This window comes from Sulfitobacter albidus (assembly GCF_018200035.1).
GTDB classification, from domain to species: Bacteria; Pseudomonadota; Alphaproteobacteria; order Rhodobacterales; family Rhodobacteraceae; genus Sulfitobacter; species Sulfitobacter albidus.
This window is the reverse complement of sequence record NZ_CP073581.1, coordinates 496,579-518,675: the sequence shown is the minus strand read 5'-3', so window position 1 is coordinate 518,675 and position 22,097 is coordinate 496,579. Positions and strand designations below refer to the sequence as shown.

Here is a 22,097-nt window from a genome sequence, read left to right as displayed (position 1 = left end):
CCCCCCGGACCCCCCGGCGTATTTTTGGCACAATGAAAGGTATCAGCTGAGCGATGCGGCCGCGCGGTCCAGGCGGTCGACGGCCTGCGCGATCTCATCGTCCGTGATCGTCAGGGGCGGCAGGAGGCGGACCACGTTGTCGGCGGCGGGCACGGTAATGAGCTCCTGCGCGTAGGCGGCGTTGACCAGATCAGCGGGAGCGATCTTGCATTTGAGCCCCAGCATCAGCCCGGATCCGCGCACGTGATCGAACACGTCCGGATGGGCGGCGACCAGCCCTTCGAGCCGCTGGCGCAAAAGGCCCGCCTTGCGGCTGACCTCATCGAGAAACCCCGGCTCGGCCACATGATCCAGTACTGCCAGCCCCACCGCGCAGCCCAGCGGGTTGCCGCCGTAGGTGGAGCCATGGGTGCCCGCGGTCATACCGCTGGCCGCCTCTTCGGTGGCCAGTACGGCGCCGAGCGGAAAGCCCCCGCCGATGCCCTTTGCCACCATCATGATATCGGGCGTGATCCCGGCCCATTCATGGGCAAAAAGCTTGCCCGTGCGCGCAACACCGCATTGCACCTCGTCGAGGATCATCAGCACGCCATGCGCGTCGCACAGATCGCGCAGCCCCTTCAGGCAAGCGTCGGGCAGCGGGCGGATGCCGCCTTCGCCCTGCACCGGCTCCACCATAACCGCGCAGGTCTTGTCGGTTAGGGCCGCGTTCAGCGCGTCGTGATCGCCGAATTCCAGGTGGGTAAAGCCCGGCAGCAGCGGGCCGAACCCGTGGGTCATCTTCTCCGACCCGGCCGCTGCGATCCCGGCGGAGGAGCGTCCGTGGAAGGACCCCAAAAAGGTGATGATCTCGACCCGCTCGGGCGCGCCGCGTTCAAAGTGATATTTGCGCGCCATTTTCACCGCCAACTCGCAGGCCTCTGTGCCCGAATTGGTGAAAAATACCGTGTCGGCGAAGGTCAGATCCACCAGCCGGTCGGCCAAGGCGCGCTGTTGCGGGATCTCGTAGAGGTTGGAGGTGTGCCAAAGCGCGCCCGCCTGGTCGCTCAGCGCCTTGGTCAGCGCCGGATGCGCGTGGCCCAGCGCGTTGACCGCTATCCCGGCACCGAGATCGAGAAAACGTCGCCCGTCCGCTTCCACCAGCCAGGAACCGCTGCCGGAGACAAAGCTCAGCGGAGCGCGGGAATACGTGGGCAGAACGGAAGAGATCATCTGGATCATCCTTGTCAAATCGCGGACGCGGGGAGGGCGCAGAAGGCCACGGGCGCGCGCTTGGGTCAAGTGGGGTTTGTGAAGGGGGATGCCGCAGGGCACGGGGTGATCGTCCCGCGGCGTGTGGGCCGGGAGTGACGCTTGGGTCAGCGTCGTCGGGATATCTGTGTCAGCCGCATTGTCATGTTTCTGGGATACACCGCCGCCCCACGCGGGTCAATCCGCTTGCACCCGCCCGTGCACGGGGTCATAGGCAGCGCATGTTCACCGCCCCTCCGCAAAACAATCTGCACGCCGCGTTTCTGATCACGCTTGCCACTGCCTTTATCGCCGCGACGACATTGATGGCAAAGGCGCTGGGGACAGACACCCTTGGCCCTGCCTTGCCCGCCCTGCAAATCAGCCACGGGCGGTTCCTGTTTGCTTTCCTCACGCTCGGTGCCGTGGCGGCGGTGTTGCGCCCATCGTTCGGGCCGGTGCATTGGCGCCTGCATCTGGGGCGCACGAGCCTGGGATGGGGCGGGGTCACGCTGATGTTCGCCTCGGTGGCGTTCATCCCGTTGTCGGATGCCACGGCGATTTCCTTCCTCAATCCGGTCTTTGCGATGATGCTCGCCATTCCGCTGCTCGGAGAGCGGGTGGGCGCGATCCGCTGGTCCGCTGCCGCCCTCGCGCTTCTGGGTGCGGTGATCCTGCTGCGCCCCACTGCGGCCAGTTTTCAGCCGGCAGCCCTTTTGGCGCTCGGCGCGGCGCTGCTGATGGGGCTTGAGCTGATCTTCATCAAAAAGCTCAGCGGGCGGGAGAAGCCGTTCCAGATTCTGCTGGTCAACAACATGATCGGGCTGACCATTGCGAGCGCCGCGGTGGTCCCGGTCTGGCAGGTGCCGACCGGGGGGCAATGGCTGTGTCTGGCGGCGCTTGGGGTGTGCATGGCGCTGGCGCAAACCTGTTTTGTCAATGCCATGGCGCGGGCGGATGCCAGTTTCGTGGCGCCCTTCAGCTACAGCACGCTGATCTTTGCCGCGATCCTCGACGCGCTGTTTTTCAACGTGCTGCCCGATGCGGTCAGCGTTGTGGGGGCGGCGACGATCCTTGCGGGGGCGCTGGCCCTCGCGCTGCGCGAGGCGCGGCTGCGAAAGCACCCCCGCCCGCCCGACGCACGGGCGTGATGCCTTGCACCTGCTCTGTGAACGTATAGATTAGGGTCAACAGTTTTGCCAAGGCGGTCCCCCGGGGGCCGCTTTTTAGCGTAGGGAACCCGTGATGTCCTGGACAGATGAACGTGTCGAAATTCTCAAGAAGATGTGGGGCGAAGGCCAGTCGGCCAGCCAGATCGCCAAGGAATTGGGCGGGGTCACGCGCAATGCGGTGATCGGCAAGGTGCACCGGCTGGGGCTCTCGAACCGCGCCACCACCGGTGCCGCCCCCAAGGCGGAGCCAAAGGCCAAGGCACCCAAAGCCGAAGCCAAAAGCAAAGCTGCAGCGTCGACCAAACCCGCCGAAGCGCCGGCGGCGCCCGAGAAGCCTGATCTCAAGACCGAGCCTGCCATTCCCGCGCAGCCGAACCTGCCCGCGCGCAAGCAGATCATCCCCGCAGGCCAACCCCTGCCGCCGCAGCCCTCGGCGAACGAGATCAGTCCCGAAGCGCTGGCCAAGGTCAACGAAATCGAGAAGAAGGCCAAGAAACTCAGCCTGATGGAGCTGACCGAACGGACCTGCAAATGGCCCGTCGGCGACCCCGCCACCGAAGATTTCTGGTTTTGCGGCCTGCCGGTGCAACAGGGCAAACCCTATTGCGAGGCGCATGTGGGCGTCGCGTTCCAACCCATGAGTGCGCGGCGCGACCGGCGGCGGTAACACGATGTCGGGGCTGAGGGGCGCAAAGTCTGGCACAGACTTTGACCCCAAAATTTCGCCGAAATTTTGCCCGCGTGGATCAAGCGCGGCTGAAATATTTTCCACACAATGGTGAGTTGCGAAGGCGGGCCTGCCGGGAGTAAACGGGCGTGACGTATTTCAAAGGTCCTTGCCATGCCCCACGCCGACCAGATCCGCGCCGCTGACGCGATTGCACGACGCCTCCATGCTGCCGGTTGCCGGCACGCTTTCGGAATGCCCGGCGGCGAGGTGCTGACCCTCGTAGACGCGCTTGAGGCGGCGGGCATCACCTTTGTCCTGTGCAAACATGAGAACGCGGCTGGCTTCATGGCCGAAGCCGCCTGGCATCAGACCGGCGCGCCCGGTATCCTGATTGCGACCATCGGGCCGGGCATACTCAACGGCATCAACGCCATCGCCAACGCCGAGCAGGACCGCGTGCCGCTCATCGTGCTGTCGGGCTGCGTGGACGCGGACGAGGCGCAGACCTACACCCATCAGGTGCTTGACCAGCAAGCCGTGCTGCGCCCGATCACCAAGGCCAGCTTTCGCCTCAGCGCGGGCGCCGCGCATATTATCGCCGATAAGGCCGTGGGCATCGCCATGGAGGGCCGACCCGGCCCTGTGCACATCGATGTGCCCATCGGCGTGGCCGATACCCGAATTGCCGCTACCGCCCCGGCGCCCCGCGCTGTCGCGGCGCCTACCGCGCCCGCGGGCGATGCGCTGACGCAGGCGCGCGACTGGCTGGCCCAGGCCCGTCGTCCTGTCATCATCGCGGGCGTCGACGCCATGAATGAGGGCGCGGCCAGCGCCCTGACCGAATTTGCCGAACGATTCAGCATCCCGGTCATCACCAGCTACAAGGCCAAGGGTCTGCTGGACGAGCGCCACCCGCTCGCGCTGGGGGGGCGGGTCTGTCGCCGCTGGCCGATCGTCATCTGCTGCCTCTGGTGCAGGCCGCCGATCTGATCCTCTGCGTCGGATACGACCCGATCGAGATGCGCCCAGGCTGGCGCGACGTCTGGGATCCGCGCGCCACCCGCGTGATCGACATCACCGCCGCGCCCAACCACCACTACATGCACCAGGCGAGCCTGTCGGTGATCGCCGAATGCGCCGCCTCGCTTGCCGCCATAGGCGAGGGTGTGACACCGCAAGGCACGTGGCCCGACGGCGCCCCCGCCGCCACGAAAGCCGCGCTCGCTGCCGCCTTCCCCACCGACGACGACTGGGGCCCCGGCGCCGTGATCGCCACCTGCCGCGATGTGCTGCCCGATGACACGATCGCCACCGCCGACAGCGGCGCGCACCGGATCCTGCTGAGCCAGATGTGGACCTGCCCGCAGCCGCGCGGCCTGCTGCAATCCTCGGCGCTTTGCACGATGGGCTGCGCGCTGCCGCTGGCCATGGGTACGGCCCTTTGCGCGCCCGGGCGCCCTGTCGTGTCGTTCTCGGGCGATGCGGGCTTCCTGATGATTGCGGGGGAGCTTTCGACCGCAAAAGAGCTTGGCATTACGCCAATCTTTGTGGTGTTCGTCGATGCCTCGCTCGCGCTGATCGAGCTGAAACAGCGCCAGCGCCAGCTGCGCAACGCCGGTGTGGATTTTCGCCATCACGATTTTGCCGCCATGGGCCGGGCGTTCGGTGGCAACGGCGTGACGGTCCGCGACCGCGCCACGCTGACCGAGGCGCTCACGGACGCGCTGGCCGCCGACACCTTCACCGTCATCGCCTGTGAAATCGACAAGGGAGCCTACGATGGCCGCATCTGATACGCCCATGCCCGGCGCGCTCGACGGGGTGATGGTGCTTGACCTCAGCCGCATCCTTGCCGGGCCCACGGCCACGCAGCTGCTGGGCGATCTGGGCGCCACGGTCATCAAGGTCGAAAACCCCAAGACGGGCGGCGACGACACGCGCGGATGGGGGCCCCATTACGCGCGCAATGCCGATGGCTCCAACTCCGATCTGTCGGCGTATTTCATGGCCGCCAACCGCAACAAGCAATCCATCGCCGTGGATCTGTCGACCCCCGAAGGCCAGCAAACCGTGCGCGCGCTGGCCGCCCGCGCCGATGTGGTGATCGAGAACTACAAACCCGACGGGTTGGTGAAATACGGCCTCGACCACGCAAGCCTGCGCGCGGCGCATCCCGGGCTCGTCTATTGCTCGATCTCGGGCTACGGGCAGACCGGGCCGAACCGCAGCCAGCCGGGGTACGATCTGATGGCGCAGGGATTTGGCGGGATCATGTCGATCACCGGCGATCCTGAGGGCGTGCCGACCAAGGTGGGCGTCGGCATCGCGGACGTGATGTGCGGAATGTATGCGACCATCGGCATCCTCGCCGCCCTGCGCCACCGCGATGCCACCGGCGAAGGCCAGCACATCGACCTGTCGCTGGTCGATGCCTCTATGGCCTGGCTCATCAACGAGGGGCTGAATTTCCTCACATCCGGCAAGGCGCCCGAGCGGCGCGGCAACGCGCATCCCAATATCGTGCCCTACGACGCCTTTGCCGTGGCCGACGGGCATTTCCTGCTCGCAGTGGGCAATGACGCGCAGTTCGCGCGGTTCTGCGACGTGATCGGCCAGCCCGAGACCGCCGCCGACCCGGCATTCGCCACCAATGTCGCGCGCATTGAAAACCGCGTGGCCCTGATGGCGCGCATCCGCCCCGTGCTCGCCACCTGGCGCAAGGACGAGATCCTTGCCGCCCTGCATGCGGTATCGGTGCCCGCAGGCCCAATCAATACGATCCCCGAAGCGCTGAGCAGCGATCAGGCGCAGGCGCGTGGCGCGGTGCAACAGATCGCGGGCGAAGGTTTCGCAGAGCCGAGCCTGTCCGTCCTTGGCAATCCGCTCAAGTTTTCGGCCACACCGGTGCGATACCGCTACCCGCCGCCGCGCTTTGGCGAGCACACACAGGACATCCTTGAAACATGGTTGCCTAAAAAATAGGCGGCGCCCTGAACTTACCCGCTCAAACCACGGAAATACGGCAATTGCCCGCCCATTTACCCCGCCTGATCGCAAGTTTTGGCTTGTCGGGTCACAAAGACGGCGCTCTGCTTCACGTTGACGTGTGGATACGTCCTACTACGTCACGCGTGTGGTATTTCTTGGTAAGAATGTGCTGCGGGGCTCCTCCCCCGCGACCCGCCCAACAAGAGAGATATGAGTTTTGACCCTGACCGATATTTGCGAGTGCCCCGTCACCCTTCCCGATGCTACGGCCGTGGCGCATTGGAACGGCGTAATCCACGGTCTGCTGTCTCACGGCACACAGACCCCCGTGCACCTTGGCCGCCTGATGGACGCGGTGCCCGAATTCGCCATGGGACACGCCGCGCGCGGATTGTTCTGCCTCATGACTGGCCGCGCCGAAGTGCTGCCCGCAGCGCACGACGCGCTGAAGGCTGCGCGCGCAGCACAGGCTGGTCAGGAGATCACCGCGCGTGAGGCGGGCTGGATCGACGCGCTTGCGCATTGGCTGGACGGCAGCCCCACCGCCGCCATCGCCGCCGCCGAAGCGGTGCTGCGCCGCTGGCCCAGCGATACCGTCACGGCAAAACTCAGCCACGGCGTCCGTTTCATGATCGGCGACAGCGCAGGCATGCGCCGCTCGGTCGAGCGGGTGATGGATGCGCACGGCCCCGACCACGCCTGCCGGGGCTATCTGATGGGCTGCCATGCCTTCACACTTGAGGAAACAGGCGACTACGCCCGCGCCGAGGCTGTGGGCCTTGAGGGTCTGACCCATGCGCACGACGACGCCTGGGGGCTGCACGCGGTCGCCCACGTGCACGACATGACGGCGCGCCCCGACGAGGGCATCGCGCTGATCGAGGGCAACGTCGATGCCTGGTCCGGATCGAACAACTTTCGCTATCACGTGTGGTGGCACAAGGCGCTCTTGCACATGGACCGGGGCGAGATCGACCTTGCGCTTGGCCTCTACGATGCGCAGATCCGCGCGGACAAGACCGACGACTACCGCGACATCTCGAACGCCACATCGCTGCTGATGCGGCTTGAGCTGGAGGGGATGGACGTGGGTAAACGCTGGGAAGAGCTGGCGGATTTCTCGGAAAACCGGGTCGAGGATGGCTGCCTTGTGTTTGCCGATCTGCACTACCTGCTGGCGCTCACCGGCGCGCAGCGCGGCGATGCGCAGGAAGCCATGGCCGCCCGTTTCGCCCGTGATGCCGCCAAATCGGGCGAGATGCCCGCCAAGGTCGAGGATCCCGGCCTTGCGGCGCTTGCGGGTCTCAACGCGTTTTCCGAAGGGCGCTATGACGCCGCCTTCAGCCAGTTGAAAGCCGCGCGCCCCGCAATGCCCACAATCGGCGGCAGCCATGCCCAGCGCGACGTTTTCGAGCGGATGACCATCGACGCGGGCTTGCGCGCCGGGCGCTATGACGCCACAGAGGCGATCCTGAAGGACCGGGTCGCACTGCGCGGCGGCACCTACGACCGTTTCGCGGCGACCCGTCTGGACAGGCTCAACCGCGCGCGGGCAATCCCCGCGCAGTAAGAACGGACATTCCGCCCACATGACGCTCGCTGCCACCGACCCGACACCGCTGACCGCCAAGGCCTCGGTCGCCGCCGCCGCCCATGGGGCAAAGCGCGTGCGCGATCTGCGGCTGGATTTCTTTCGCGGCATCGCGATGTTCATCATTCTGATCGCCCATACGCCGGGCAACTTCCTGACCTCGTGGATCCCCGCGCGCTGGGGATTTTCGGACGCGACCGAGATCTTTGTGTTCTGCTCTGGCATGGCGTCGGCCATCGCCTTTGGCGGCACGTTTGATCGCGCGGGCTGGCTGCTTGGCACGGCACGGGTGCTGTTCCGGGTCTGGCAGGTCTACTGGGCGCATGTGGGCCTGTTTTTCGCGACGCTGGCGGCGATGGTGTATCTGACCGATCTGCCCTTCACCGATCGCAACTACTGGGGCCAGTTGAACCTGTGGATGATCTTTGTCGAAAGCGACAAATGGGAGAACCCCAACATCCTGCTGAGCTTCATGACGTTGCGCTGGGTGCCCAATTATTTCGACATCCTGCCGATGTACATGATCGTGCTGCTGATGATGCCGGTCGTGATGGCGCTGGCGAAGGTGGATCTGCGCCTTGTCGCCGCCTTTGTGATCGGGGTCTGGGTCATGGGCCAGACGGCGCTGCTGGGTCAATTCGGGCTGGGCCATCTGCACCTTGAATTTCCCGCCGAGCCGTGGAGCGACCGCACCTGGTTCTTCAATCCGTTCGGCTGGCAGCTGATCTTCTTCACGGGCTTTGCCTTCATGCGCGGCTGGCTGCCCAAGCCGCCGGTCAGCGCCGTTCTGATCGCGCTCGCCGCGGTGATCGTCGTCGCCTGCGTCCCGCTCAGCAACGTGGGCGTGCGCGCCATCGCGCGGGATTGGTTTTTCGTCACGCCAAGCGGCAACCCCATCGTCGCCGCCCGCGAGGCCCTTGGCCCGCTGATCGACAAAAGCGATTTTGGCCTCCTGCGCTACGTGCATTTCCTGGCACTTGCCTACCTTGCGTGGGTGCTGGCAGGGGACAAGGGCAACAACCTGCTCGCCCGCGGCACCGGTGCAATCGCGCGCGGATGGGCGCAAACGCTCAAGATCATTCTCAAGGTCGGGCAGCAATCGCTGGCCGTCTTCATCACCTCGATGTTCGCCGCGCGGATCATGGGTTTTGCCATGGACATGCTGGGCCGCGACACGGTGACAACCTTGCTCGTCAATCTCGCCGGCGCCGCCGTGCTGGTCGCGGTGGCCTATGGCGCCGGCTGGTTCAAATCCACCCCCTGGAAAGGAAAGCCCGCCTGATGCTGCGCCGCGAAGCTCTCATGGCAATTGCCGCTCTCGCCGCCGCCCCTGCCGCTGCCCTTGCCGCAGACGCCCCCCTGCGCACCGGGCCGGGGCAACCGTTCAACGATCAGACCATCCGCGCGCGGGCCCGCGCACTTGCCGCACAGGACTACGCCCCGCGCCCCACGATCCCGCAGGAGTGGCTGGATCTAAGCTATGACGAGTATCGCAAGCTGTGGTTCGACACACGCAACGCGCTGTGGGCCGACACCGATCTGCCGGTGCACGTCGATGCGTTTCCGCCCGGCCTCTATTTCCCGCGCGGGGTCGAGATCAACGTGGTCTCGGACGGCCAGTCCCTGCCGCTGGTCTTCGACATGGACGCCTTTGACCGCGCACAGGATTTCCCCGATCTGCCGCTGAACGAGCACATGGGATATTCCGGCATCCGCCTGCGCGGCGATCTGACCGGCTCGGGCAACTTTTCGGAATACGCGGTGTTTCAGGGGGCAAGTTATTTTCGCGGCATCGGCACCGGGCAGACCTACGGGCTGTCGGCGCGCGGTCTGGCGCTGAAAACGGGCGATCCCATGGGTGAGGAGTTTCCGGATTTCACCGCGCTGTGGATCGAACGGCCCGGCCCGCAGGATCGCGCCGTGGTGGTGCATGCCCTGCTCGACAGCCCCAGCTGCACGGGCGTCTACCGTTTCGAGATCGCCCATGGCGATGTGCTGGATATGGAGGTCGAGGCCACGATCTTTGCCCGCACCGACCTGACCAACGTGGGCATCGCCCCGCTGACATCCATGTTCCTTTTCGATCAGACCATGCGGAACCGTTTCTCGGATTTTCGTCCCAATGTGCATGACAGCGACGGACTGCTCATCCACAACGGCGGCGGAGAGGTCATCTGGCGCCCGCTTGCCAATCCCACGACGCTGCAGATCAGCGCCTTCGGCGACAACAATCCAAAAGGCTTTGGCCTGATGCAGCGCAAGCGCGCGTTTGGCGATTACAACGATCTCGAAGCGCTCTACCACGATCGCCCCTCGGCCTGGATCACACCGCGCGGCGATTGGGGGCCGGGCAGCGTGACGCTGGTCGAAATCCCCGCCGATCTGGAGATCTACGACAATATCGTCGCCTACTGGCGCCCTTCGGCCCCGATTCCCGCAGGGGGTAGTCATGACATGCGTTACCGCTTGCAGTGGGGCGCTGATCCCTCGCCCCCTCCGATGGGCCTTGTGCCGGTGCGCCACACCGCGATGGGCGGGCGCATGGAAGGCGGGCTGGTCATGGCAATTGATTTCGACAATGGCGACGCGGTGCCGGAAGATCTGTCCGAGATTGACGTGATCCTGCGCTCCAGCCACGGGCGCGTCAGCCCCGGAATTCTTCAGCGCAACCCTGAAACCAATGGCCCCCGACTGGCGTTTACCTTTCACGCAGAGGGTGCCACCTATTCCGAGTTTCGCGTGCAGTTGCGCACGGCCGGCGCCCCGCTCAGCGAGGTGTGGCTTTACAGATGGACACAGAGTTGATGGGCGCAGCCCCCCTTTTGCCGATGGATATGCCGCCGCCTGCGCCGATTTCGGCGCCCGAACAGGCGTTGGACGCCGCACCCGCACCGCAGGCCGACACGTCCGCCCCCGCCCGCAGTCGCTTGTGGAGGCTCGCGACATTCGTGCCGGCGTTGATCGGCACCGCCCTGTTGATGAACGGCCTTTACGGCTGGTTCGCGCAGGACGGCATGACCGGGCTGGAATGGGCGCTGTTGAGCATGATTGCCGTCACCTTTGTCTGGGTCTGCCTGTCGGTAAGCACCGTCGGCGTGGCCATCGCGGGTCTGGCCGCCGCCGCCCGCGCTGAGGCACGCGCATCCCGCGATGCACCGGGCATAGATGTGGCGCTGCTGGTGCCGATCTACAACGAGGTGCCGCAGAACGTATTTGGGAACGCCCACGCGATGCTTGCCGATCTGGCCGCAAGGCGCGGACCCCATCGCTACACATTGTTCGTGCTTTCCGACACCCGCGACGAAGAGATTGCAGCGCTTGAATGGCGCGCCTACTGCGCGCTCAAGGCCGCAGCCCCCGACGGCTTTGCCGTGCACTATCGCCGCCGCGCGCAGAACACCGACAAAAAGGTCGGTAATCTTGCTGAATGGACACGCCGTTGGGGCGGCGGGTACGAGGGCATGGTCGTGCTCGACGCCGACAGCCTGATGACCGGACGCGCCATTGACCGGCTGGCGTCCGAGCTGTCGCTTGATCCCGGTGCCGGGCTGATCCAGAGCTTTCCCATGCTGATCGGGGCGCAGACGGTGTTTGCCCGGCTGCAACAATTCTCCAACATCGCATACGGCTGGCTGCTGGCCGAGGGACTGGCGACATGGGCGCAGACCGAGGGCAATTATTGGGGCCACAACGCGATCATCCGCACCCGCGCCTTTGCGGGCGCGGCGATGCTGCCGCATATGCGCGGACGCGGGGGCCGGTCAGAGTTGATCCTGTCGCATGATTTTGTCGAGGCGGGGCTTTTGCGCCGCGCGGGCTGGCGGGTACGGTTCCTACCCCGCGTCACCGGCAGTTTCGAGGAGACCCCCGCCACGCTGATCGACTACGTCATCCGCGACCGGCGTTGGTGCCGGGGAAACCTGCAACACCTGCGGCTGCTTGGCACCAAGGGGCTGCACCCGGTATCCCGCTTTCACCTGTTCCATGGCGCGATCAGCTATCTGCTGAGCCCGGCGTGGTTCATCCTGCTGGTGATCTGGGCGCTTCTGGGGGTGGATCAGGAAACAAACGTCATCCGCTATTTCAACGAGGCCAACCCGCTCTTCCCCGATTGGCCTCCGGCCATGAGCCATATCGACAGCGCGGTGTTCCTTGTCATCATGTACGCACTGCTGCTCACGCCCAAGATCGCGGGCGCGGGCATCATCGCCGCCACGCCTCGCGCGGCGCGGGTTTTCGGCGGGAAGGCCGCGTTTCTGGGCAGCTTTCTTGTCGAAGTAGCCCTGTCGGTCGCCTATGCGCCGATCATGATGATCCAGCAGACCAAAGCGGTCGTGAACGCCTATGTCACCCGCACCGAAGCCTGGGCGCCGCAGGCGCGTGACGCGCAGAACCATAGCTGGACAACGTTGCTGAAATTTCACTGGTTGGAGACGGTTCTGGGCCTTCTGCTGCTGAGCGGCCTGATCGCCGGGCTTGTGTCGCTCTGGCTGGCGCCCATTGTCGCGAGCCTTGTACTGGCTGTGCCGCTGTCGGCCCTGTCGGGCGTCAAGATCAGCAAAAATGCGCCCAGCACCCTGCGCATGGAAAGCCCCTACACCCTGCGCGAACCCGCCATCGTGAAACACGCCATGGCCGAACGCGCCCGCTTTGGCGCGCTGCTGGCCGACAAGACGCCGGTCGCGGCCGAATAACCCAAAGCTCCAAACGCACAAAGGGCCGCACGACATCTGCCGCGCGGCCCTTCTTCGGATGTATTGCTCACCGTTACGAGGTCACCTGCTCCCGCAGGATCGAGGCGGTCAGCGACAGCATCAGATAGATCCCGCCAAAGATCAGGAAGGCAAGGAGCGTGTTTTCAAAGCTGCGTGGATAGCTGGGCTCTTCGCTGGGTACCGGGCGCACCGCCACGGTGAGATAGCGTACCTGCCGGCTGGCCTCGGTGCGCGCGGCCTCCATCCCCGTGAGGGCAAGCTGCAAATTGGCATCCGCGCTGACCAGATCCGCCTGCGCCAGTTGCAGCGTGACCGCCTGGCGCGCGAGCGAGTTTTCGCCTTCAGTCGCATTGCTCAATCGGTCGTTGAGCTGATCCAGCTGCGCCTGAATGCGGCGCACGTCGCCTTGGGTGCCGTCTACCTTGGCGCGGTTGGGGCGCGCATTGTCCAATAGCGCGGCCAGTTCCAGCTGCTTTTCGATCAGCAGGGTTTCGTATTGCGTGATCTGCCCGCGGATGGCGCCGATGACAGCTTCGGGGTCGACACCATTGGCGACCTGAAGCTCGATCAGCCGTTGCTGGGCATCGCGCCGCTTCTGCTCGGCCGCTTCAAAGGCGCGCTGCGCGTCGCGCATCCCGTCCTCACGCTTGCCCTGGCTGAGTTCATTCACCCGCGATTCCGCGTAGCTCAGCAGCCGCTCCGAAAATTTGGTGGCTACCTGCGGATCCGCGGCGATCACCTCCATCCGGATCACGCCCTCGGTCGGGTCATAGCCGATCTTGATGTTCTTCTTGTAAAGCTTGTAGGCCTCTTCGTTGGTCGGATCCTCGGTCAACCGCTGGATCGGGTCGATGGCGGCGTCGGTAAAGTGATCCTTGAAGCCCGCGTCCTCATCAAGCCGCAACATCGCGTCCTTGGATTGAAGGAAACTCTGCACCGCGATGGCGTCCTGAGAGGTGGCGAATTGCGTGGGCAAGAGCCCACCAAGGCCACCGGCATTGCCACTGCCCTCGTTCTGGATGATCAGGAACTGGCTGTCGGTGGCATACATCGGGGTCGCCACCTTGTAGAAATAATATCCGGCAAAGAACGTCGGAATGAGCACGAAAAATGCCAGCCTGACCATGAGCAGGCCCATCTTCTTGCGCCGCCGCCGGGTGATGTCCTTCTGGATTTCCGAAATCTCGCGCATCCGCTGTTCCATCGGATTGGGTCGCGCCATCTCGGTCGAGGGCAGGCTATTGCGGCCCAGCGGCACGGTCTGGGGCAGTTGCACCCGCCCCGCTCCCGCGCCGCCTTCCTGTCCGGGCAGGGCCGCAAGCGCGTCACCGGGACCACCCTCGCGCGGCTCACCGCCCGCTTGCGGCACCACCAGTTCCAGCATGTTGGACCGCTGGAAGGGATCGATCCCCTTGGCGCGCAGCAGGCGCACCGCGTCGAAATCCGACGTCGCCGGCAGCCCGTGCTTTTGCGCCACGCGCCGCGCCATGCGCAGCTGCCGGCCTGTAAGGCCCTCGCGGCGGATCGCGTCGATATCCTGCTCCCCGCTAACCTGCGCGGCTGACGCGACCTCTCCGGCCTGGGCCTCGGGTTGCTCCGTGGGGGGCTCTGGGTGCTCTACCGGGGCGCGCCGCGGCGCCTCCTGCGGGCGCGCGGTCTGCGCCTGCGGGGCCTCTGCCGCCGGGGTTGCCCCTTCGGTCGTGGCAGATGGGCTGCGTTTGATGCGGAATTTTCTAGCTTTGGGTTTGGTAGTCATAGAGCCGTTTCGCTTCTTCCAAGCTGTCAAAAACGTTGAGCTGACCGTTCATGAGAACGCCGGCCGTACGCGCAAATTTTTCGAGCGTTTGGGGCTGGTGCGAGACGATGATGATCGTCGTCGTGCGCAGCCGTTCCTGCAGGATTTCGCCTGCCTTGCGGTTGAATTCCACATCCGTGGTCGAGGGCATCCCCTCGTCGATGAGATACATGTCGAAATCGAGCGCGAGCATCAGCGCGAATGAAAAGCGCGCCCGCATCCCCGATGAATAGGTGCCCAGCGGCTGATCGAAATACTCTCCCAGACCACAGAGCCAGCGGCAAAAGCTTTCCACATAGTCGGGATCGAGCCCGTAGAGCCGCGCGATGTAGCGTGCGTTTTCCATCGCCGAGACTTTTGAGACGACACCGCCCATGAACCCCAGCGGAAAGGAAATGTTGCAATCGCGCTGGATCTCACCCTCATCGGGCTTTTCCAGCCCTGCCATCATGTTGATGAGGGTCGTCTTGCCGGTGCCGTTGGGGGCGAGGATGCCCATGGATTTCCCCAACTCCACGCGAAACGACACCCGGTCAAGGATGACCTTGTGCTGCGTGCCAGTCCAGTAGGACTTGGATACGTTGCGGAATTCCAACATTGCGCGCCTGCTCCGGTTCGGCTTGTGGATTGATATAAGCCCTCTCTGGCGGAGGTTCACCGGGTGATTACCCCGATATCTTGACCACATTATGTCCGTTTGCGAAACAAATCCACAATGCTTCCCTGACGGGGAATTTTAGGGCGGCGATATGCCGTCCCTTGGAAAGCCGGATGCAGGCGTTATCTGGCCGGGGATGAAGGATATCCGTGACGATCTGCGTGCCTGCACGCTCTGCGCTGACCGCTTTGCGGCCACGGCCACGGCGCACCGGCCCAATCCGATCGTCTGGTTCGCGCCCGGCGCGCGCCTGCTGATCGCCAGTCAGGCACCGGGGATGCGGGTGCACAAGGCCAACACACCCTTCTGGGACCAATCCGGTGTGCGGTTGCGCAGCTGGCTGGGGCTGGACGAGGCGGCGTTCTATGACCGCAGCCGCGTCGCGATCGTGCCGATGGCGTTCTGCTTTCCGGGCTATGATGCCAAGGGATCCGATCTGCCGCCCCCGCCCGTCTGCTGGCGCACGTGGCGTGCGGATGCGCTGGCGATGCTGCCCGACATTCGGCTGACGGTGCTGATCGGGGGCCACGCGATGCGCTATCATCTGCCCGATTTCACCACCGTGACGCAGGCCGTGCGCAATTGGGAGGGCCATCCGCCGGGGGTCTTTGCCTTGCCGCATCCCTCGTGGCGCAATACAGGGTGGCTCAGGAAAAACCCGTGGTTCGAGGCTGAGGTCATCCCCCGCCTGCAGGCCGCCGTGATGCAGGTGATGTGAATGACCCAGACCCCGCTTGACCTTGCCCACGCCGCCATGATGGCGGACGAGGACGACGACACCGCCCGCCTGCGCTTTTACGAACGCATGGCGGACGTCGAGCTGTACCTTCTGCTGGAGCGGGAGCCCGACGGCGACCAGATCGAACCGCAGGTGCTGGAGCGCGACGGCGCGCAATATCTGCTGGTGTTCGACCGCGCGCAGCGGCTGGCGGAATACGCCGGGGACGCGGGCGCCTACGTGGCGCTGTCCGGCCGCAACGTGGCCGCGATGCTTGAGGGGCAGCCGTTCGGTCTGGCGCTCAACCTCGGCGTGGCGGCCTCGTCGATCCTGCTGCCCGACACCGCCGTCGCCTGGCTGCGCGAAACGCTGAGCCATCAGGCAGGCGAGGTCGAGGCCCGCATCGAAAGCCTGCACCCGCCCAAGGGCCTGCCCGAATCCCTGATCGAAGCGATCGACGCCAAGCTGGCCACCGCCACTGGCATGGCGGCGAACGCGTGGCTGGTCGGCGTGACCTACGAGGGCGGCGGGCGCGGGCATCTGCTGGCCTTCATCGACGCGATCCCGCGCGCGCAGGACGCGCTGGTGCGCGCCACGTCCGAGGCGCTGACCTTTTCCGGGATCGAGGCCGGTGCGCTGGACGTCGGTTTCTTCACCCACACCGATGCAACCGTCGAAAAGCTGACGCGCGTGGGCCTGCGATTCGATTTGCCGCAGATGGAGCAGCTGCAAAAGACCCCGCGCATGCCCGGCAGCGACCCCGACACTCCGCCCAATCTGCGCTAGCGCAGCTGCAGATGGATGTGGTCGTCGTGCCGCGCCGCACGGCACCCCTGAAACCGCACCTTGGGATGCGCCACGTCCAGCGACGCCGCCAGATGCGGCTCGACAAAGAGTTTGCCGATGCGCGGGTCGTCGGACAGGATCCGCAGCATCGCCGCCGTGCGTTCCGGCTCAAGATCCAGATCCCGCCACAGGCCCTGTACCGCGCCCATGTCCCAGCGCAGCGTGGGCCAGACCGGCGGGCAATCGCTTGGCCCCTGTTCAAAGGCGAAATACCCGATGGGCGAGCGGGTGGCGCCGGGCAGATAGCCGCCCGCGTCGCGGTAGTAGAATGCCAGATCCGCCTTTTCCCCGTCGTCGTGCGACAGATGTCGTAACAGGGCAAAGCCGTCGAAGAAGGGGAAATTCGCGTCCAGAACCTGCGTGCGCGTGCCGGGATAGGCGCGCGCCAGTTCCTCGGCCGCCTCGCGCAACGCATCCGCCAGCTCGGGCGCCACGTAAGTGCGGTTCAGCGCGCAATACATCCAGCTGTGTACTTCCAGCGGCCCCTCATCCAGACAGCTCAGCGCCACGCGCCCGAACAGGGGTGCGACAAACACCGCCGACACCGCCAGTGCTGCATACCCCAGCACAAACGCCAGCACCCTGCGCTGGAACAGTAGCGCAATCAGCCAGGCCACCCCGCCCAGCTGCGTCAGCACCGTCAGCGACGCAACAATCCCGATATGAAACAAAACGCGCAACATCGCCCCCACGATGCGCCGGTGGCGTCCGCCGTACAAGCGCGCGCCCGACAGTCCGCCGCCAAAGGTAAAAATAAACTACCGCCAAAAACCATACCGTTGGCCCCGATTGACCATCTTTCGGACAAACTGATCGGTTAACGTCGCTCTATGGCCCAGGATTCACAAATCACCCTCCCCCTGCCCCGCTCATCTCTACCTGGGGCTTTTGGGCGCTTCTTTCGGGCGCCGTGGCGTTGGTGCTTGTGCTTGTCCACATATCGGGTGTGCTGGCAGAGCCCGCCCCTTCCGCTGCCGTGCAAATCGGTGAGATTGCCGGGGAAATCAGGCGCAACGCCTGGCGGTCCCTGATCGGCCTGCCATCGCCACCGCCGCCGGTGACGGAAACCGCCACGTCCGGGGGGATGGCGCTTGTCGGTGCAATGATCGGCGTGATCGCCCTTGTTCTGGCCGCGATCTCCGGCGTGCGCCGCGAAGGATGGCGTCTGGCCACCTATGGCGCAAGCCTGGGCGTGGCCGCAATCCTGTGCCACATTCTGTGGTGGGTGGCCCTTCTGATTGTCGGTGCGATGTTGCTGACCGCCATCATCGAGAACATGGGCGAAATCTTTGGCCTATGACACGCGGCGCCTGATTTTCCTGGCGCCTTGTTACGGCCCGCTCACGCGGGCGAGAGGTAACGCCATTGCGAGATGCATTTGATCGCGGCGCCCCATAGGTTCTCATCAAGCGGGAACAGACCCGCCCCGCCAAGACCAGGAGAGACCATGAACCGCTTTACCCTCGCCATCGCGGCCACCGCGACCGCCATCAGCTTTGCCAGTGCCGCCTTTGCCGGCGATCAGTACGTCGATGACACGGGCTTTGCCGCATCGGGCTACGATGTCGTCGCCTATTTCTCGCTGCCCCAGAACCCCGTCGGCCAATCCCAGCCCGCCCCGGTTCCGGGCAACAAGGCGATCACGGCGGAGTATAATGGTGCTACATTCGCCTTCTCGTCCGAAGAGAACCGCGAGGCGTTCCTCGCCAATCCCGCCAAATATGCGCCCCAATACGATGGCCACTGCGCCTACGGCGTCGCCAAGGGTGGCAAGGTGCCGGGCAACCCGACGCTGTGGCGGATTGTGGACGACAAGCTTTATCTCAACATCACGAAAAACGTCGTCGGCTTCTGGGAAGAGGACATTCCCGGCAATCTGAACCTGTCGACATCCAATTGGCCCAGCCTTGACCCGCAACCTGCTTCCGATCGCGCCATTCCCCAGTGGTCCTCGGCGGCGCCCAAAGGCTGATCCATGACGTCGGGGTTCCCCTCCCCCGATGACCAGAGACCCCGTCGTGCCCTTGCACGGCGGGGTATTCTGGTTGGCGGCGCAGCACTGGCGCTGTTTGGGGGTGCGCGCTGGTTTAACGTGGGCGCCGAGGTATCAGATGATGCGCTGAGCGTTCAGGACGCCCACGCCGCCGCCACATCCGGCGCGATCACTCTGATCGACATCCGCCGCCCCGATGAATGGGCGCGTACGGGTGTCGGCGCGGGTGCCGTACCGCTCGACATGCGCCGCGAAGATTTCGTGGCCGCATTGCGAGAGGTTGCCGGCACCAGGCCCATCGCGCTGATCTGCGCGCGCGGCGTGCGCTCGCGTGGGCTCAGCAAACGCCTGACCGCCGCAGGATTTACCAACATCATCGACGTGCCCGAGGGGATGCTCGGCTCCGGCGCGGGGCCGGGATGGATCGCCGCCGGGTTACCCGTCGTGCGGCCCTGATTGCCCAAACCGCCGCACTGCCCTATAGCGCAGAGCATGAGCACAAATCCACCAGACCTGCGCCCCGATCTTGCACCCCGCGCGCGGATCACCGACGCGCCCCGCAACGGCCAACCCACCATCGGCATGGTCAGCCTTGGCTGTCCAAAGGCGCTGGTCGATTCCGAGCGTATCCTGACCCGCCTGCGCGCCGAAGGCTACGCCATCTCGCCCGATTATACGGGCGCGGATGCGGTGATCGTGAACACCTGCGGCTTTCTTGATTCGGCCAAGGCAGAGAGCCTTGACGCCATCGGTGAGGCGCTGACCGAGAACGGTCGTGTGATCGTCACCGGCTGCCTTGGTGCAGAGCCCGACTACATCACCGGTACGCATCCAAAGGTGCTCGCCGTCACGGGCCCGCATCAGTACGAGCGTGTGCTCGACGCGGTGCACGCCGCCGTGCCACCCGATCCCGATCCGTTCATTGATCTGCTGCCTGCGTCCGGTGTCTCGCTGACGCCCCGGCATTTCAGCTACCTGAAGATCTCGGAAGGCTGCAATCACAAGTGCAAGTTCTGCATCATCCCCGACATGCGCGGACGGCTGCAAAGCCGTCCCGCCCATGCGGTGCTGCGCGAGGCGGAAAAACTTGTCGAAAACGGTGTCAAAGAGCTGCTGGTCATCAGCCAGGATACTTCCGCCTATGGGGTCGACATCAAGCACGCCGAGGATCGCGGCCACCGCGCCCATATCACCGATCTGGCCCGCGATCTGGGCAGCCTCGGCGCCTGGGTGCGCCTGCACTACGTCTATCCTTACCCGCACGTGCGCCAGCTGATCCCGCTGATGGCCGAGGGGCTGGTGCTGCCCTATCTCGACATCCCGTTCCAGCACGCACACCCCGATACGCTCAAACGCATGGCACGGCCTGCCGCCGCCTCGCGCACCCTCGACGAAATCGCCGCGTGGCGCGCGGTCTGCCCCGATATCACCCTGCGATCGACATTCATCGTCGGCTACCCCGGCGAGACGGAAGCCGAATTCCAGACCCTGCTCGACTGGATGGACGAGGCGCAGCTGGACCGTGTCGGCTGCTTTCAGTACGAAAACGTGGAGGGCGCGCGGTCAAACGCGCTGCCCGATCACGTCCCCGAAGAGATCAAACAGGACCGCTGGGACCGCTTCATGGCCAAGGCACAGGCGATTTCCGAGGCCAAGCTGGCCGTCAAGGTGGGAAGCCGCATGCAGGTGCTGGTGGATGAAATCGACGCGGAGGCCGCCACCTGCCGCACCAAGGCAGACGCGCCCGAAATCGACGGCAACCTGTTCATCGACGAAGGGTTCGAGCGGCTTTCCGTCGGTGATCTGGTCGAAGTCGAGGTGGATGAGGCCGGTGAATACGATCTGTGGGGGCGGCTGGTGTAGGAAACGCGCGTTGCGCCACCCTTGAAATCGCCGCGCGGCGCCTGTTGCCGTTGTTAACCTTTCGCGCGCATGCCTCTTGCATCCCTCAGCAAGGAGCCCCCGATGCGACGCCCCCTCTCTGCCCTGCTCGACCGCGCACATATCCGCTATCGCAGCCTGACGGCCCGCGGCCTTGGCGCGCTCTATACCATAATGCTTATCGGCTTTTTGGCCTACCTCACCCAGCAGTCCGTCGCGCAACTCCTCGCGATCTGGACCGGATGATCGTGCCGTCCGCAAGCGTGACTATCGCTTGGCCCTTGCAAATGTTCCCTTAATGTTCTATATCTGTCCAACAAGGAACATCGGAGGGGCGTCATGTCCGTTCAATTCAGTTTTCCCGGCCTTCTAGAGCCACAAGCGCTTGAGCTACCGCTAAGCCATCCCCAACCGGCAAGCGAAAAGCAGATCGACTATGCCCGCGCGCTGGCGGCCAAAACCGGTAGCCCCCTGCCCAAGGGGATCGAGGCGGATCGCGCCCGCCTCTCGGCGTGGATCGACGCGCACAAGCCGCGCGAGAGTGCGTTCAACGCCTATCCATCTTCGAAACAGGTGGGCTTTGCCGAACGGATCGCAAAGCTCAAGCGCACGCAGGTCCCGCCGGAGTGTTTTCGCGACCGCGCGCTCATGTCGCGGTGGATTGACAGCAACAAACCCCGCTGAGGGGTTTTCATCGGCGCCGCACCGCATAGATCATCTGCATGAGCGATGAAACCGAAGTCCTGTACAACGCCAGCTGTCCGATTTGCAGCAGAGAGGTTGATCATTACGCCAAGCTGAGCGCGCGCGATGCGCTGCCGATCCGGTACGATGATCTGGGCAACCGGCAGATGCTGGACGCCTGGGGGGTCACGGCGGAGGCAGCTGCGAAACGATTGCACGTGCGCAAGAACGGTCAGATCTACGGCGGTGTGCCTGCTTTTGTGGTGCTGTGGCAGGAAATCCCGCGCTACCGTTGGCTCGCGCGGGTCGTGAACACGCCGGGCATCCATTGGATCGCGTGCCGGGTCTATGACCACATCCTCGCCCCGATCCTCTACCGGATGCACCTGCGCCGCGAAGCTGCCGGCGGGTGACGCGCCGTTAGCGCTTTGCTCCTTCCGCAGATTTGATAGGCTTCGCGCATGGCCTACCCACATTCCCGCCCCGAGACGATTGCCGACGGTGTCATTCATGCCGCAGGCCTTCTGTTTGCTCTGCCCGCAACGGGCGTGCTGATCTGGCAGGCTTCCGGCAGTGCGGCGGATGTGAGCGCGGTGCTGATCTACGGGATGTGCATGCTGGCCGCCTTCGGCGCCTCCGCGCTTTATCACATGTCGCCGGTTGACCGCACGCGCCCGCTGTTTCACCGGATCGACCACGCCACCATCTATTTCAAGATCGCGGGCACCTACACGCCGCTGGTTGCGGTGATCGGATCGGGCTTTGCCTACGGCATCCTTGGCGTCGTTTGGACGCTTGCGATCATCGGCGCGGTGGCAAAGCTGCGCGGCTGGGGCACCGACGCGCGCGGCTCGCTTGCCCTTTATCTCGCAATGGGGTGGCTGTCGGTGCTGCTGATCGGGCCGATGTGGCGCAACCTGCCAGGTGAGGCACTAGGTCTTGTCGTCATCGGCGGCCTGACCTATTCGGCGGGCACATTGATCTACAAACGCAAATCCATGCGGTTCCAGAATGCCATTTGGCACGGTTTTGTTCTGGTGGCTTCAATCTGCTTTTTCGCGGCAATCGCGCTGAGCCTCTAGGCCTCTCCCGCCCCCAAAGGTCCGGAAAACCCTACTTGGTGCGCAGGCTAGGGTGGGATAGGCAGATACCACGG

The 22,097-nt window shown here is 64.8% G+C and carries 21 protein-coding genes and 1 pseudogene; 18 read left to right on the top strand and 4 right to left on the bottom strand.

The features are described from left to right. Positions 1-42: 42 nt before the first annotated feature. Positions 43-1,212: an aspartate aminotransferase family protein gene (locus KDD17_RS02445; RefSeq protein ID WP_212706120.1), complete on the bottom strand. Its 1,170-nt coding sequence runs from the start codon at positions 1,210-1,212 to the stop codon at positions 43-45. 260 nt (positions 1,213-1,472) lie between these two features. Here KDD17_RS02445 and KDD17_RS02440 point away from each other — a divergent pair, with 260 nt between their 5' ends. The 8 genes and pseudogenes from KDD17_RS02440 to mdoH all read left to right on the top strand — a co-directional run bounded on the left by KDD17_RS02440 (position 1,473) and on the right by mdoH (position 12,345). Further along, entirely contained in the window at positions 1,473-2,381 is a 909-nt protein-coding gene (locus KDD17_RS02440; protein ID WP_212705132.1) for a DMT family transporter, read from the top strand. Between the two features lie 94 nt (positions 2,382-2,475). After that, the gene (locus tag KDD17_RS02435) at positions 2,476-3,069 is read left to right on the top strand and encodes a GcrA family cell cycle regulator (protein ID WP_212705131.1); all 594 of its coding nucleotides are present in this window, start codon (positions 2,476-2,478) and stop codon (positions 3,067-3,069) included. Between the two features lie 174 nt (positions 3,070-3,243). Then, positions 3,244-4,865, top strand: a pseudogene (locus KDD17_RS02430) (thiamine pyrophosphate-binding protein). Next, positions 4,852-6,054: a CaiB/BaiF CoA transferase family protein gene (locus KDD17_RS02425; protein WP_254796864.1), complete on the top strand. Its 1,203-nt coding sequence runs from the start codon at positions 4,852-4,854 to the stop codon at positions 6,052-6,054. The pseudogene KDD17_RS02430 and the gene KDD17_RS02425 overlap by 14 nt, the downstream one beginning before the upstream one ends. Before the next feature lie 223 nt (positions 6,055-6,277). Next, positions 6,278-7,630 (top strand): tetratricopeptide repeat protein, encoded by a 1,353-nt coding sequence (locus tag KDD17_RS02420; RefSeq protein ID WP_254796863.1) that lies wholly within the window; start codon positions 6,278-6,280, stop codon positions 7,628-7,630. Between the two features lie 19 nt (positions 7,631-7,649). Next, positions 7,650-8,933 carry an OpgC family protein gene (locus KDD17_RS02415; RefSeq protein ID WP_212705130.1) on the top strand — a complete coding sequence of 428 codons (1,284 nt, stop codon included), beginning with the start codon at positions 7,650-7,652 and terminating at the stop codon, positions 8,931-8,933. After that, positions 8,933-10,456: an OpgD/OpgG family glucan biosynthesis protein gene (locus KDD17_RS02410; RefSeq protein WP_212705129.1), complete on the top strand. Its 1,524-nt coding sequence runs from the start codon at positions 8,933-8,935 to the stop codon at positions 10,454-10,456. The genes KDD17_RS02415 and KDD17_RS02410 overlap by 1 nt, the downstream gene beginning before the upstream one ends. Then, positions 10,441-12,345 (top strand): glucans biosynthesis glucosyltransferase MdoH, encoded by a 1,905-nt coding sequence (mdoH, locus tag KDD17_RS02405; RefSeq protein ID WP_254796862.1) that lies wholly within the window; start codon positions 10,441-10,443, stop codon positions 12,343-12,345. Before KDD17_RS02410 ends, mdoH begins: the two co-directional genes overlap by 16 nt. Before the next feature lie 73 nt (positions 12,346-12,418). Here the strand turns inward: mdoH and KDD17_RS02400 are convergent, their stop codons facing one another. Both KDD17_RS02400 and KDD17_RS02395 read right to left on the bottom strand, forming a co-directional pair. Further along, entirely contained in the window at positions 12,419-14,122 is a 1,704-nt protein-coding gene (locus KDD17_RS02400; RefSeq protein ID WP_212705128.1) for a capsule biosynthesis protein, read from the bottom strand. Next, a complete protein-coding gene (locus KDD17_RS02395) occupies positions 14,100-14,759 on the bottom strand; it encodes an ABC transporter ATP-binding protein (protein WP_212705127.1) in 660 nt (219 codons plus the stop codon). The genes KDD17_RS02400 and KDD17_RS02395 overlap by 23 nt, the downstream gene beginning before the upstream one ends. A 196-nt stretch (positions 14,760-14,955) precedes the next feature. Between KDD17_RS02395 and KDD17_RS02390 the strand changes: the two genes are divergently transcribed. Both KDD17_RS02390 and KDD17_RS02385 read left to right on the top strand, forming a co-directional pair. Then, the gene (locus KDD17_RS02390) at positions 14,956-15,537 is read left to right on the top strand and encodes a uracil-DNA glycosylase family protein (RefSeq protein ID WP_212706116.1); all 582 of its coding nucleotides are present in this window, start codon (positions 14,956-14,958) and stop codon (positions 15,535-15,537) included. Then, entirely contained in the window at positions 15,538-16,323 is a 786-nt protein-coding gene (locus KDD17_RS02385) for an SseB family protein (RefSeq protein WP_212705126.1), read from the top strand. On the opposite strand, the gene KDD17_RS02380 is transcribed toward KDD17_RS02385, so the two are convergent. Next, positions 16,320-17,066, bottom strand: a complete 747-nt coding sequence (locus tag KDD17_RS02380; RefSeq protein WP_212705125.1) for a hypothetical protein — start codon at positions 17,064-17,066, stop codon at positions 16,320-16,322. The two genes, KDD17_RS02385 and KDD17_RS02380, sit on opposite strands and share 4 nt — an antisense overlap. Positions 17,067-17,302: 236 nt before the next feature. Here KDD17_RS02380 and KDD17_RS02375 point away from each other — a divergent pair, with 236 nt between their 5' ends. The 8 genes from KDD17_RS02375 (at position 17,303) to trhA (ending at position 22,023) form a co-directional block, all read left to right on the top strand. Further along, positions 17,303-17,683, top strand: coding sequence for a hypothetical protein (locus KDD17_RS02375; RefSeq protein WP_212705124.1), 381 nt, complete (start codon positions 17,303-17,305; stop codon positions 17,681-17,683). Between the two features lie 147 nt (positions 17,684-17,830). Next, on the top strand, positions 17,831-18,355 hold the full coding sequence (locus KDD17_RS02370) for a YHS domain-containing (seleno)protein (RefSeq protein ID WP_212705123.1): 525 nt from the start codon (positions 17,831-17,833) through the stop codon (positions 18,353-18,355). A 3-nt stretch (positions 18,356-18,358) separates the two neighbouring features. Then, entirely contained in the window at positions 18,359-18,832 is a 474-nt protein-coding gene (locus tag KDD17_RS02365) for a rhodanese-like domain-containing protein (protein ID WP_212705122.1), read from the top strand. A 36-nt stretch (positions 18,833-18,868) separates the two neighbouring features. After that, positions 18,869-20,239 carry a 30S ribosomal protein S12 methylthiotransferase RimO gene (rimO, locus tag KDD17_RS02360; protein ID WP_212705121.1) on the top strand — a complete coding sequence of 457 codons (1,371 nt, stop codon included), beginning with the start codon at positions 18,869-18,871 and terminating at the stop codon, positions 20,237-20,239. A gap of 102 nt (positions 20,240-20,341) precedes the next feature. Then, positions 20,342-20,503, top strand: a complete 162-nt coding sequence (locus tag KDD17_RS02355) for a hypothetical protein (RefSeq protein ID WP_212705120.1) — start codon at positions 20,342-20,344, stop codon at positions 20,501-20,503. A 93-nt stretch (positions 20,504-20,596) separates the two neighbouring features. After that, positions 20,597-20,941 carry a hypothetical protein gene (locus KDD17_RS02350; RefSeq protein ID WP_212705119.1) on the top strand — a complete coding sequence of 115 codons (345 nt, stop codon included), beginning with the start codon at positions 20,597-20,599 and terminating at the stop codon, positions 20,939-20,941. Between the two features lie 38 nt (positions 20,942-20,979). After that, complete coding sequence (locus KDD17_RS02345; RefSeq protein WP_212705118.1) at positions 20,980-21,354, top strand: thiol-disulfide oxidoreductase DCC family protein; 375 nt, start codon at positions 20,980-20,982, stop codon at positions 21,352-21,354. Positions 21,355-21,402: 48 nt separating this feature from the next. Beyond that, positions 21,403-22,023 (top strand): PAQR family membrane homeostasis protein TrhA, encoded by a 621-nt coding sequence (trhA, locus tag KDD17_RS02340; protein WP_212705117.1) that lies wholly within the window; start codon positions 21,403-21,405, stop codon positions 22,021-22,023. Positions 22,024-22,097 lie beyond the last annotated feature (74 nt).